We start from the raw sequence: 13,813 nt of genomic DNA on the forward strand, positions 1-13,813 counted from the left end.
TTACGTAACTGACTTGCCAAGGGCAAGACTAAATGAGGAAGCAAGGCTTCCTCATGGTTAAAAGTATGATTGCTCTTAAATCATTGTCCTTGAATCGTTAATGTCACGCCCGAAGCGGCTCGGTAACCTTGCAAATCTATATACCAAGTACCACTTTGCGGGTTATCAAATTGACAACTTTCTTCGTTACCATTTTTGTAGGGTCGACACAGATAATTTGAACTTGTCGACGCTGAGCCATAGTTAACATACAAATCAGCATCGCCACTACCGCCGGAAATAGTCACTGTAAAATTACTAAGGCCTTCTGGTATTTGTTGAGTAAAGCGCTGCCAACTCCCTGTTGCGACACTAATATTTGTCTCAGTTCTGTCAATGTTTTCGCTGCCACCAGAAGTGCTGAAACTTCCCGTAAGTGACACATTCGAAATCTGATTCCACGCTTCAACCATGACATGATAAGTGCCCGTTTGAACAGACGACATCACACAGCTTTCATTACTTGTAGAGGTAGTACTTTTACAATCAAAGTCTTGTAATGTCGGTTTACTGCCAAACTTCACGTATAAATCGGCATCACCTGAGCCGCCCTCAGTTACAAACTCAAGGTTACTACTCATTGCGGGTACGTCTAGCGTAAAGAAAAGTTGCTCTTTTGCTGAGCCCGCCAAACCCGTTTTAGTTACACCATTTGCAAGCTCATTAGTTGGCTCAGTCACTACATCACCAGCATTCTTTGCCATTTCAGCAACATAGCTCACGGCCAATTTTGCAAATTTACTCGCGTGAGCCGCATCAAACTGGGCATCATTTGATGTATGGATCATTGGGTTAATATCACTCATTTTAGATTCAAATGGCATTGAGGCGGCAAACCCTTGCTGATACCAAGAGGCATGATCTGAGCAGCCATAACCACATTGATCAAAGCCATAGCTCACTGTGGGTTGATAAGCATCGAGCAATTGCGATAGATACTGGTTTTGCGATGAATTAGTGTAATCCGTCATCATCACAATATCGGTGCTGCTGCCGTTATTACCGGTCATATCAAATTGCACCATGCCAACAACATTCTTACCCTGTGATTTATAGCTTTGTGCAATATCTTTCGAGCCTCTAAGACCCACTTCTTCAGCGGCAAATCCCATTATTTGAATCGTTCGCTGAGGTTGGTAGTTATTTTCCACAATCGCTTTCAAGGTTTGTGTGAGCACCGCAATGCCAGAGGCATTATCGTCTGCACCGGGAGCACGTCCATTACTCGGGTTTGACTGATTGATTGAATCTAAATGACCACCAATAACGACGATTTCATCTGCTTTTTCTGCACCAGGTATGGTTACAATAACTGATGACTGCGAAAAACTATGGTTAAAGTACTCAACACTGATATCACTACGACTACTGGCAATTTGTTGCCAATGACTCTTTAACCAGTCAGCCGCATCAACACCACTTTGCACTGAATAATAACGGTTATGAAAGTTCATCATGCTATTAACCGTATCGCTCAGTTCACTACTATTAATCGATGATACTAGCGCATTGACTGTCGCGGCATTATCAATACTGTAATTTACCAAGCTTGCATTCATCGCAGTCTGCGACAGCGTATTTAATTGCTGAGTATATAGCTCTGCATCTGCTAATGAGTCATGGGCTACAAAACCACCACAGCGATGATAATTATCGTGCATAAATTCACTTAAACCAGCTATATCCTGTTTGTTAACGCGCATAAAATTAACTTGATTCAACACTGATTTTTGCATCGCAAAATTACTGTTTAGTTTATGCTTACTCACTGTATCTTGTTGAAAATGCTCTGCAGCAAGGGCATCAATGGTCACCCAAATTGTTTCGTCTTGTTCTGCATAACTTAATTGGCTCAGTGACAGAGTGGCAAAGCCCACTAGGCACTGCTTTAGGCGGGTTGTCATAATCGCTCCTTATTAAAAATAAAAAAGGGAGCCGGAGCTCCCTAAAAGGGTGGCTAGTTAGCCGAAATGGTGAGTGTTACACCACTTGCAGCGCGATAGCCGCGAAGGTCGATATACCAAGTACCCGCTTGAGGATTTGTAAATGTACAGGTTTCGCTATTGCCATTTTTATAAGGGCGGCAGTCATAGCTAGATGTAGTCGATTGCGAACCAAAATTCACATACAAGTCAGCATCACCTGAACCACCAGAAATAGTCACATCAAGTGACGAATACCCAGCATCTAGGTCTTGCGTGAAACGAGTCCAACTATTTGTAGCAACACTTAAGTTAGACTCAGTGCGGTTAATAGGTGTTACACCACCACCGCTGCCCGAATCAAAGCTACCAGTTAGTGATACACCTGAAATTTCATTCCAAGCTTCCACCATTACGTAGTAAGTACCTGCTTGCACATTACTAATAGCGCAGTTTTCTGTGCTAGTAGATGAAGTACTTTTACAATCAAAGTTGCTCAATGTTGGTTTTGCACCATACATTACATAGAGATCTGCATCCCCACTTCCACCGGTTGTATTGAATTGTAAATTTGTTGCACCTGCTGGTACTTCGAGGGTAAAGAACATTTGATCTTTAGCACCGCCACTGATCCCTGTGCGTGCAACGCCATTAGTTAGTTCTTCATCACCGCTTGGAGGTGGCTCAGTCGTACCACAACTGCTACCTGCGCTTAAGCTTGAAGTCACACCGACTGCCGCAAGCGCCGCCTGTACATCTGCTGGGTCATAACTTAAATCACAGGCCGCATCCATCACGCCATTACCTGCTAAATCCCAGTTTGTGCTGGCAGTCCAGTAAAGTTGGTTAGCACGAGCCATGACCACGAACGCCTTTTGCGTATCCCAACCAGGTGTGGTTGCAAGGTTATAAAATGCCTTGTTGAATACACCTGAGCTGTAGTGCACATCCATGCCAGAGTAATAATTGTTTTGATGATCAATTGAGCTACCATCTTGGGTTGGATTATTCATGTAACGTAATGCACCGTTACCTTTAAAAATTTCCTGACCCACTAACCAGTCGTTTGAGCCTTTCATATAAAACTCAGCCGCTTCACCTGCCATATCAGAGAAGGCTTCGTTCAAACCACCTGATTTACCAGAATAAACAAGGCCAGAGTTTTGTTCAGTAAAACCATGGCTTACTTCATGAGCTGATACATCAAGGCTTACTAGTGGATAGAAGGTATTTTGACCATCACCAAAAGTCATGGCACTACCATCCCAAAACGCATTTTCGTAGTTGTTGCCATAATGAACGCGCATTTTCAACTGGAAAGTTAATGGCGCAGTACCGACCCAATCGTTATACATATTAAAAATAACGTTACCGAAATAATGTGCATCATTTAAAGGCGAGTACGCACCGTTAATTTCTTTAAAAGTATTGTCAGGGCATGTGAACGAATACGCTGTCGAACCGCTCGTACCACCATTTAAGTTAATGGTTTTTACGTTAGCGTTATTCATCGTACAGGTACTGCCCGACTGAGCAACATCTAGGTTATCAAAGTCAGTGCCGTAGATGTATTTGCCTGTTTTTAAGTTACCACCAGGGCCTGTTGCACTGGCATGTTGAAGGTTATCGAAGCTAAATAATACTTCGCCACTGTTTGCATCGATAATTTGGTACGGACGAGATGGGTTTTCGCCATAAGTTACGTACGTAACTTCATACACCAGATGAGCAACACTATCTTCATCTAGCCAAATAGCTAAACGTGATTGTTCATTATGTTTTTTTAACCCGACTGACTTAATTGCAGCGGGTGAATTAGCAAGCCCTTTAGCGACTGCTTTTTTCTTGTTAAGTGCCGGAGACACAGAATCGATGTCTGCGGCAATATCATACACAGCTGCACCATGTGCACGTTTTAACTGACCATTACTATCAAATGTAAGGCTAACCGTATCTCCGATGACAGGCAGACCTTGATACATTTGTTGGTAACGGCGCGTCGTATTGCCGTTACTGGTTTTGATTTCTTTTAATACCACTAAATCATTCCCTGCACCTAAACCAACTAACTGATTTGGATTTGCACTCAAAACCGATGACGCATTGGTTTGCAAAGCTTGGTTAATCCCTGTTTGTTCGTTTAGGTATTTCTTATTCGCAGCTACTGCACTTGTTGCTTGAGTCAAAGCAAAAGCAGCAAGAGTTGCTAGTGTGATTTTAGATAAATTCACGTTTTACGCTCCGTTAGATTGTTATGTATTTAATGTTTTCCTTGTAATCGGACTGCACTGTTCCCGATTAATGACCAGCCTAGATTGAATGGAGCGAAATTGAAAATGAAACAAAAAATTTACAAGTAAAGTATTAGCTCTAAAACATTATTCCTTAAATAACAATATGATAATGGATTTCACATGTACAAAATGTTAACAAACGGAGTTGAGGTGTAAAATTAATGATACAAATTTATAACATTTATTAAACATTTGTACCTTTTATTTTTATCATCTCATCTTTTCTATTTGATAGTTAGAAGACATAACTCATTGCAGAAAAGCCTAGGTATATAAATTGCAATAACACCAAGTAACTAAGGTTTAAGGATTAAGCATGATTACTGAACTGATACAAAGCGATTGGCTAAATAAGCCTTGGTTAGTCGTTATTGGTGGCACAACTTTAGCTGCCATAGCATTGTTTTTATTAAAGTTTGTGATTATTTATTGCTTAAAAAAGTGGACCCAGCGAACCGACTTTGTGTTCGACTCTTTATTGGTTGACTCACTTGCTACGCCATTGACCTTATGCACAATGATGGTGCTTGTGATCATCTTTGGTCAATTATTGAACACAACTGGCTTTATGGCTGGGCACCCCTTACCGATTTCAGCCACCGCCAAAGCTATTTGTATTTTTGCCTTAGTGTTATTTTTAGACCATTTCTTATTTGGCACCGTTGATTATTACAGTGCCCGTTCGGTTGTGGTTTCAAATAGCCATAGCATAATTAAAGGCTTGATCCGCTGTGCAATAGTATGTGTTGGCTTACTGGTGTTATTGGGCACGTTAGGAATTTCTATCACCCCTATTATTGCCTCTTTAGGCATTACATCTCTTGCTGTTGCTTTGGCTTTACAACCTACACTCGAAAACTTCTTTTCTGGGGTTCAGCTGGTGGTTGATAAACCTATTCGGGTTGGCGACTTTATAGAGCTTGAAAGTGGCGATCAAGGTTTTGTTGAGAAAATTGGTTGGCGCTCAACCTGGGTAAAAATGTTGCCTAATAATATGATAGTGATCCCAAATAGTCAGTTGTCTAAATCACGCATCATTAACTATTTTTATCCAGAAAAAGAGCTTAGCGTACCTGTTGAGGTTGGTGTTCACTACGGCTCAGATCTTGATAAGGTTGAGCAAGTTACGTTGGATGTTGCTAGACAGATTTTAAAAAGCCACAAATGGGGTGTAGATGATTACGATACATTTGTTGTATTTCACACCTTTGATCAATCCAGTATCAATTTTACAGTGATGTTAAGAGCAAAAGAGTATTTTAACCGTTTTTGGGTGAAATCTGCGTTTATTAAAGCATTACATCAACGTTACGCAGAAGAGGGAATCGTTATTCCTTATCCAATTAGGGCTATTAATACCAGCCAAGAGTCTGCGCAATTTAAACCTGCTGATTGACCTAACAGAGCTTATCATAATTGCATATTTGTATGGTTTTTTATGTCTCTTTTTAGACATTTTTAACACCTATTATACATATGCAATCGAAGCCTTGAATTTTTACTCTAAAATACAATAAAAATCGCATAAACACTGTGACATACCTATATTAGAGGCGTACTATATGCCGCCAGAAAGTGACTGCTTTCTGCGTCTTGTTATACAAATATTTAAGGTCAAACAATGAATGCTTGGTACCTCATTTGTTTTCTTTCAGCATTAGCTATTTTTATTGCTTTTGCTAACCAATTTATCCTCAAAATGCAAACCACTATTGCTATAACAACAGGCTCTGTTGTTATTTCTTTACTACTTATTCTTGCTGTTAAAATGCTTGGTGATACCACCGCCCTCGAAATAACTCAAATAGTCTCTAGTATCAATTTTAATCAGTTGCTATTAAAAGGCATGTTGGGTTTTTTACTGTTCGCTGGCGCATTAGAAATAAACTTAGCAGCCCTTCGTAAACAGCGTTGGGAAATAACCGCATTAGTATTATTTTCAACGATTACCTCCACAGTCATCGTTGGTTACTTAAGCTATTACTTATTTGCTTTTGTTGGCTGGCCAGTGCCGTTTATTTACTGCTTGTTGTTTGGAGCATTAATCAGCCCAACCGACCCAATTGCAGTATTAGCCATTATTAAACAAATGCGAGCCCCAGAAGGTATTTCTGTGCAAGTTGAAGGTGAGTCTTTGTTTAATGATGGCATTGGTTTAGTGATCTTCACTACGATATTTTCAGTGGCCTTTTATGGTACCGAAGCCACGTTTACTGACGTTGCTGAATTATTCTTAGTGGATGCTATTGGCGGTATCGTGTTTGGCCTAGTAATTGCGTTAGTTGGGCATTTTTTAATTATTAATAGTCGCGATGTGAACATTCGTTTGCTATTAACACTGACAATACCAACCGCTGGCTTTGCCGCAGCAAATATTTGGGAAATTTCAGGTGCTCTTGCCATGGTTACAAGTGGTATTTTACTTGGCAATATTACTCGCTCTAAGGCAACCGAGCGCACAGGACCAGAAGATACCCGCTATGTAAAAGATTTTTGGCATGCCACCGATAGCTTTTTAAATGCCTTGCTGTTTTTGATCATCGGTATGCTGATTGTCACTATGCCAATTACCCTTGCAGAAGTTGGCCTAGGTTTACTGATAGTACCTGTAGTATTGCTAGCTCGCTTTATAAGTGTAGGTGCGCCATTTGTGTTCTTTAAAAAATATCGAAAATACGATAAGCACTCAGTGAAGATACTCACTTGGGGTGGCTTACGTGGTGGTTTAGCGCTAGCCATGGCTGCTGCGATCCCACGAGATCAAGTAATGATTGCAGGCTCTGACCTACACGATTTAATCGTTATTGTAACCTACGTGGTAGTCATTTTTTCAATCATCGTACAAGGTTTAACAATATCACCGCTGATCCATAGTAGTATTCAATCGGCAGAAGCGAAAAATTAAGCACCGCTTTTTACTTTAAAGGCTCGATTATCGAGCCTTTTTTTGTGCTTTATTGGCATACATTCGACCATCTGCAACTGCAAGTAACTTAGTCAACGAACAAGGCTGCTGGTCTGAAAAATCAGCAATACCATAAGAAAAGCCAAGTTCAATTTTGTTATTAAAACTATTGGGTGAGTGATTAAATGACAGCAACAAACGTTGCATGATTGCTTCGCATTCGCTGGTATTTAAATCTGTAAATAAAATAACAAACTCATCACCACTCAAACGCGCATATAAATCAGCTTTACGACAACATCTTTCTAGCAACCCAGCAAAATCTTTCAGTACTCTATCGCCTGCGGCGTGGCCAAATTTGTCGTTAATTGCTTTAAAGTTATCTAAATCAATAAATACTAATTTTGCCTTTAAATGATGGCGAATACATAAATCAAGATAATGCTCTGCGGTGCTATTAAAACCTCGACGATTAGGCAATAAGGTAAGCTCATCGGTAGTCGCTAACTGCATGATTGCAAACTCTCGTTCAACAATTGCGGCAAAGTCTGTTAACGCTTTAATTTCTTGTTTATTAAAACTGCGCGGTTGATGATCGATAAGGCACAAAGTGCCAATTCTATTTCCTGATTTGAGTGTAATTGGGCAGCCCGCATAAAAGCGAATATTTGGATCACCCATTACCAAGGGGTTGTCTGCAAAGCGCTTATCATTTAAAGCATTTTCAACCACTAGTGGGTCTTTATATAAAATTGCATGGGCGCAAATAGAAATATCTCGCGCTGTTTCTGTGACGTCTAACCCCGCACATGACTTAAACCACTGTCGCTGCTCGTCGATTAAGCTAATAACACAAATAGGCACAGAGAAAAACTGTTGGGCAAGGCGAGTGATTCGGTCAAAGGCAGGTTCACTTTGAGAGTCTAAAACATCCAACGAGCGAAGCTCTTCAAGCCTAGCTTGCTCGTTTAAAGGTACTGAAGGTTTTTCCATTGAATTGCCTTGTAAGGAACAACACAAGTGTTTCTTTACGTTAGCAGAAAAAAACGACCTGTTGCATAAATACAAATTCTTATATTGAGTATCAAGCCCATGTATCTAGGTGTTTATTACCCTCTTCATCCTCTTCATCCTCTTCAATGGCATTTTTACTGTTTTTATCATCTTTTTCAGCTGCTTTTTCAGCTGCTTTTTTACGGCGCTCTATTTCACGCTTTTGGCGCTTTTCGAGTTCAATTCGCTGCACGTTCGCGTCTTTTACGCCCGCAATATGAAACGCACCTTTACTCTCCAACTGTAAGCGCGTTATTCGACCTAAAAAGGGGATCATGATATCCATTTGTACCTCCTATTGTACCTCCTACCTATCCAATATATATCGACAGTTATAAGATATACTTTAATTTCGCAAAAAAATGCTTGCCAAAGATTAGCAAAGCATGTTTATCTATATACGTAACTTATTTAAACAGATTTACGCACTGGTTTATACAAACGAGTGCAATACAGGAAAAATTATGCGCTTCAATCTGACAACTATCCATCATCACCATCATTCACCGGAATAGCCTGTCAGGTTTTTCGCTGAGAGGTTATTCCTAAAAGGAACCTCTGGCGAGCAATCAACCAAATTATTTATTTTCGCCCTGAGGTTCCCTCGGGGTTTTTAGTTTTTGAATTAAAGGAAAATGAATAATGAGCAATACCAACCGTTTACGAATCGCCATCCAAAAAGGCGGCCGCTTATCAAAAGACTGCCAAGAGTTACTTAAGCAACTTGGTGTTAAATTAAATCTTCGTGAACAACGTTTAATCGCACACTCTACCAACATGCCAATTGATGTACTCCGTGTACGCGATGACGATATTCCGGGTCTTGTAATGGACGGTGTATGTGACCTAGGTATCGTCGGTGAAAACGTACTCGTTGAAGTACAAGCTGAACGCGAACGCCAAGGTGTGGCATTCGAAGTAAATAAGCTTTCTAAACTTGATTTTGGTTACTGCCGTTTAGCACTTGCATGGCCACAAGAACTTGGCCCACAAGATAAAAGCTGGTTCGAAGGTAAACGCATTGCAACTACATACCCTGAAATTTTAAGCCAATATCTAAAACGTGAAGGCATCAACGCAAGCACGGTAATGTTAACAGGCTCTGTTGAAGTGGCACCGCGTGCTGGTCTGGCTGATGCGATTTGTGACTTAGTGTCTACCGGTGCAACCTTAGAAGCCAATGGCTTAATGCAAGGCGACACAATCTTAGAATCAAATGCATGTTTAATTCAAAACAAAGACCTAGCAGATCAAAGTAAACTTGATTTAATCAATACGCTAATGCCGCGTCTACGAGGTGTTCGTCAAGCTAAGGAAAGTAAATACATCATGTTACACGCTCCTAAAGCAAAGCTTGATGAAGTGTGCGACTTGCTACCTGGTACTGGCCAACCAACTTTACTATCGCTTGCAGGTAGCGACGATTATGTAGCACTGCACATGGTTAGCAGCGAAACCCTATTCTGGGAAACGATGGAACAGTTAAAAGCATTGGGTGCCAACTCAATTCTCGTTATGCCTATTGAAAAAATGATGGAGTAATTATCCATGTTTCGCTGGAATGAGGAAAATCAACAAGCACAGCAGGCGGTACTCACCCGCCCTGCTGTTACTGCAAGTAAAGAGGTCGAAGCAATTTGTATCGACATCTTAAATGCAGTTAAAACAGAAGGTGATGCAGCGTTATTAAAGATGGCAAAAGAGTTTGATAAGCGCGAAACACCTCGCTTATTAGTACCGGTTGAAGAAATTAATCAAGCTGAGCAGTTACTATCAAGCGAGTTAAAAGCCGCCATCGAAACGGCCTATGCCAATGTAAAACGCTTTCACCAAGCACAATTACCTAAAGACATTAAGTTAACAACGCAACCTGGCGTACTGTGTGAACTTAAATATCAAGCCATTGAAGCGGTAGGTATTTACGTGCCAGGTGGTAGTGCGCCATTGCCATCGTCAGTGATTATGCAAGGGGTGCTTGCACAGTTAAGTGGTGCACAAACTGTTGTGCTTACTACACCTGTAAAAGCCGATGAAACTATCAACCCTGCCATTTTATATGCGGCAAAACTATGTGGTATTAAAACCATTGTAGAAAGTGGCGGCGCAGGTGCGATTACAGCGATGGCATACGGCACAGAATCAGTGCCTAAAGTAAACAAGATTTTTGGCCCTGGAAATAGTTTCGTCACTATGGCAAAACAACTTGTTGCGCAAACTATTCCGGGTATGGCGATTGATATGCCAGCCGGCCCTTCTGAAGTGTTAGTGATTGCTGATGAGCGTGCAAACCCTGAGTTTATTGCCGCTGATTTATTGTCGCAAGCAGAGCACGGCGCTGATTCGCAAGTTATTTTACTATGTAACAGCGAACGTATTATTGAAAAAACACAGCAAGCATTAACAGAGCAGCTAGCAAAATTAAGTCGTAAAGACACTGCCGAACAAGCCCTAGCTAACTCAAGCTTGATATTAGTGGACTCGGTTGAGCAAGCCTTTGCAGTGTCTGCTGAATATGGTCCTGAGCACCTTATTTTACAACTTGCTGATGCGCAGCCTTATCTAAGCTTAGTGAAAAATGCCGGTTCAGTATTTGTGGGTGATTACACCCCTGAGTCTGCCGGTGACTATGCGTCCGGTACTAACCACGTACTACCAACGTATGGTTACAGTGCGACCTATTCGAGCTTAAACTTATTGGACTTCTTTAGAACTTACACAGTGCAAACCATCAGTAAAAATGGCTTACGTGAATTATCTAAAGCAATTTTACCTTTAGCTGCAGCAGAGGGACTAGATGCTCACGCTAATGCTGTTTCAATTCGTCTTGAGGCTATGAACAATGAGCGATAATGCAAAAATAACAACGCTGTTGCCAGATAACATTGCTGCACTTACAGCCTATAGTTCAGCGAAAAGTGAAAAGCTCACAGGCACTACTTGGTTAAATGCCAACGAAAGTCCATATTCACGTACTCCAAATATCAATTTAGCTGATTTAAATCGCTACCCAGATCCGCAGCCTCAGCAAGTGATTAATCGTTATGCTTGCTATGCTAATTTAGAGCCGGAGCAAGTACTAATGACTCGCGGAGCTGATGAAGGTATTGAGCTATTAGTACGTACGTTTTGTCGTCCAGCTAAAGATAGCATTGCACTCTTTTTGCCAACTTACGGCATGTACAAAGTAACCGCTGACACTCACAACATTGCGATTAACGGTTTAACTCAAGAACTGTTATTAAAAGGTACGGTTGATGAGATTGTAACCGCAGTTGCTGACTCAAAACTGGTGTTTATTTGTAATCCAAATAACCCAACTGGCAGTATGACTAGCCTAGACAAAATCAGAAAAATCACCCAGCAACTTGCAGGTAAAGCGATTGTCGTGGTTGATGAGGCTTATATAGAATTTTGCCCAGAGCAAACAGCTGCAAGTCTCATTAATGAGTTTAGTAACCTTGTGGTACTGAGAACCTTATCTAAAGCGTTTGCACTTGCGGGTCTTAGAACAGGCTTCACACTCGCTAACAATGAGCTACTTGCGCCTATTCGTAAAGTGATTGCGCCTTACCCTGTATCAACCGTTGTTGCGAGCATTGCAGCAGACGCATTAAGTAGTGACAACATCGCTTCAATGCGCCGTCAGGTGACAATTCTCAATAGCTTAAAAAGCAAACTAAAAAGTTGGCTTGAGCAATCACCTGCCGTTATCAAAGTACTGAGCGGTGAAGGTAACTTTGTCACTTTAAAATTAAAAGACAAGCAATCATTTAATATCGCACTTGAGCAAGGACTCGTAATGCGTGCCTTCACTTTATATGGCGAAGATGATTGGTTACGAATTTCTATCGGTAACGAGCAAGAACTAGAACAAGTAAAAGTTTGGTTAGATGGCTTATCACTGACCAGCAAAACAGTAGAACAGGAATTATCATGAGCAACCCGTATTTATTTATTGACCGCGATGGCACGATTATCGAAGAGCCAATCACCGACAAACAGGTTGATAGCCTTGAAAAATTGGTGTTTTTGCCGAATGTGATCCCTGCTCTATTACAACTTCAAGCGGCAGGTTACCGCCTTGTGATGGTTTCGAACCAAGATGGTTTAGGAACTGATAGCTTCCCAACAGCTGATTTTGATATTGCTCAAGACAAAATGATGAATATCTTAAACAGCCAAGGAATCAAATTTGATGAGGTTCTGATCTGCCCTCACTTTGATGAACAAAATTGTGACTGCCGTAAGCCAAAAACCGGATTACTTACTGAGCTAATGCGTTCAGGTAAAGTCGATTTAGCACGCTCATTTGTGATTGGCGATCGCCAAACAGATATCGGACTTGCCAAGAACTTATGTTGCGAAGGCATTTTGTATGATGGCAGCTGGGATACAATTGTCACAAAGTTGACAACAGCGAACCGTGAAGGCCGTGTCACTCGCAATACCAAAGAAACACAAATCGATGTGAAAGTTAATTTAGACCAAACAAAAAATGGTGAAATTAGCACAGGCCTTGGCTTTTTCGATCACATGCTTGACCAAATTCGCACCCATGCCAATATCGGTCTTAATATTCAAGCAACTGGCGATTTACACATTGATGAGCACCACCTAGTTGAAGATATCGGCATTGCACTTGGTCTTGCTCTTAAACAAGCATTAGGTACAAAAACGCAAATTGGTCGTTATGGTTTCGCATTGCCTATGGATGAATGCAAAGCTGAAGCACAAATCGACTTATCAGGCCGTGCATCATTTGTATTAAATGCCGATTTTAGCCGTGAAAAAGTAGGCGACTTAGACGTACAAATGGTTGAACATTTCTTTAAAAGCTTAAGTGATAATGCTGCGATGAGCCTTATTCTGTCGGTTAGCGATGGTAACTGCCATCACCAAGTTGAAGGTCTATTTAAAGCGTTTGCTAGAGCACTTCGCGCTGCGATTGCTAAAGATGCTTCGCAACAAACTGCTAGCTCTAAGGGGTGTTTATGATTGCTATAATTAATACCGGTTGTGCCAACATTAACTCTGTTCGTTTTGCCTTTGAACGCTTAGGTAAAACACCAGAGGTGATCACTTCACCTGAGCAATTAAAAGGTTTTGAACGTGCGATTTTACCTGGCGTAGGCCATGCCTCTGTTGCAATGAAACGCTTAAAAGACGGTGGCTGGCAGCAAGCAATTGATGAATATCAGCGCCCGCTGATGGGAATTTGTTTAGGTATGCAATTACTTTGTGACAAAACTGAAGAAGGCAATGTTGATTGTCTTGGCAAAATCCCAGGTATTGTTAAGCAACTTGATGTAGGTGAATTAACTTCACCGCACATGGGCTGGAACGACCTAAGCGTCTTAAAAGAGCATGCCCTCACTAAAGGTTTATCAGCGCAAGATCAAGTGTACTTTGTGCATAGCTTTGCTCACACAGTGAACGATGCCACCTTAGTTAGCGGTGAATACGGACAAGCTTTTTCAGCGATTGTTGCCAAAGATAACTACGCAGGTATGCAGTTCCACCCTGAGCGAAGTGCTAAAGTAGGCACCCGACTTTTACAAAACTTTTTAGATTGGCAGCTGTAAGCGCAGCAAAAAATAAGA

11 protein-coding genes are annotated in these 13,813 nt (G+C 41.1%); 7 read left to right on the forward strand and 4 right to left on the reverse strand.

Annotated features, from left to right (window positions below):
• Positions 1-80: 80 nt before the first annotated feature.
• Both QUE86_RS19735 and QUE86_RS19740 read right to left on the reverse strand, forming a co-directional pair.
• On the reverse strand, positions 81-1,943 hold the full coding sequence (locus tag QUE86_RS19735; protein WP_286260622.1) for a M28 family metallopeptidase: 1,863 nt from the start codon (positions 1,941-1,943) through the stop codon (positions 81-83).
• A 53-nt stretch (positions 1,944-1,996) separates the two neighbouring features.
• A complete protein-coding gene (locus QUE86_RS19740; protein WP_286260623.1) occupies positions 1,997-4,192 on the reverse strand; it encodes a M4 family metallopeptidase in 2,196 nt (731 codons plus the stop codon).
• 379 nt (positions 4,193-4,571) lie between these two features.
• On the opposite strand from QUE86_RS19740, the gene QUE86_RS19745 reads away from it, so the two are divergent.
• Together QUE86_RS19745 and QUE86_RS19750 are read left to right on the forward strand one after the other, a co-directional pair.
• Entirely contained in the window at positions 4,572-5,651 is a 1,080-nt protein-coding gene (locus tag QUE86_RS19745) for a mechanosensitive ion channel family protein (RefSeq protein WP_250662162.1), read from the forward strand.
• Positions 5,652-5,876: 225 nt separating this feature from the next.
• Positions 5,877-7,160, forward strand: a complete 1,284-nt coding sequence (locus QUE86_RS19750) for a cation:proton antiporter (protein WP_130052603.1) — start codon at positions 5,877-5,879, stop codon at positions 7,158-7,160.
• Positions 7,161-7,187: 27 nt separating this feature from the next.
• On the opposite strand, the gene QUE86_RS19755 is transcribed toward QUE86_RS19750, so the two are convergent.
• Both QUE86_RS19755 and QUE86_RS19760 read right to left on the reverse strand, forming a co-directional pair.
• Positions 7,188-8,153: a sensor domain-containing diguanylate cyclase gene (locus tag QUE86_RS19755; RefSeq protein ID WP_286260624.1), complete on the reverse strand. Its 966-nt coding sequence runs from the start codon at positions 8,151-8,153 to the stop codon at positions 7,188-7,190.
• 91 nt (positions 8,154-8,244) lie between these two features.
• Positions 8,245-8,499 carry a hypothetical protein gene (locus tag QUE86_RS19760; RefSeq protein ID WP_286260625.1) on the reverse strand — a complete coding sequence of 85 codons (255 nt, stop codon included), beginning with the start codon at positions 8,497-8,499 and terminating at the stop codon, positions 8,245-8,247.
• A 356-nt stretch (positions 8,500-8,855) separates the two neighbouring features.
• Here QUE86_RS19760 and hisG point away from each other — a divergent pair, with 356 nt between their 5' ends.
• The 5 genes from hisG to hisH are packed head-to-tail and all read left to right on the forward strand — an operon-like array spanning position 8,856 to position 13,795.
• Positions 8,856-9,755: an ATP phosphoribosyltransferase gene (hisG, locus tag QUE86_RS19765; RefSeq protein ID WP_130052606.1), complete on the forward strand. Its 900-nt coding sequence runs from the start codon at positions 8,856-8,858 to the stop codon at positions 9,753-9,755.
• A 6-nt stretch (positions 9,756-9,761) separates the two neighbouring features.
• On the forward strand, positions 9,762-11,063 hold the full coding sequence (gene hisD, locus QUE86_RS19770) for a histidinol dehydrogenase (RefSeq protein WP_250662166.1): 1,302 nt from the start codon (positions 9,762-9,764) through the stop codon (positions 11,061-11,063).
• The gene (gene hisC, locus QUE86_RS19775; protein WP_250662167.1) at positions 11,053-12,150 is read left to right on the forward strand and encodes a histidinol-phosphate transaminase; all 1,098 of its coding nucleotides are present in this window, start codon (positions 11,053-11,055) and stop codon (positions 12,148-12,150) included. Before hisD ends, hisC begins: the two co-directional genes overlap by 11 nt.
• Positions 12,147-13,208 carry a bifunctional histidinol-phosphatase/imidazoleglycerol-phosphate dehydratase HisB gene (gene hisB / locus QUE86_RS19780; protein WP_256853884.1) on the forward strand — a complete coding sequence of 354 codons (1,062 nt, stop codon included), beginning with the start codon at positions 12,147-12,149 and terminating at the stop codon, positions 13,206-13,208. The genes hisC and hisB overlap by 4 nt, the downstream gene beginning before the upstream one ends.
• Positions 13,205-13,795, forward strand: a complete 591-nt coding sequence (gene hisH / locus QUE86_RS19785) for an imidazole glycerol phosphate synthase subunit HisH (protein ID WP_130052610.1) — start codon at positions 13,205-13,207, stop codon at positions 13,793-13,795. The genes hisB and hisH overlap by 4 nt, the downstream gene beginning before the upstream one ends.
• Positions 13,796-13,813: the final 18 nt, after the last annotated feature.

This window comes from Pseudoalteromonas apostichopi, from assembly GCF_030297135.1.
Taxonomy (GTDB): Bacteria; Pseudomonadota; Gammaproteobacteria; order Enterobacterales; family Alteromonadaceae; genus Pseudoalteromonas; species Pseudoalteromonas apostichopi.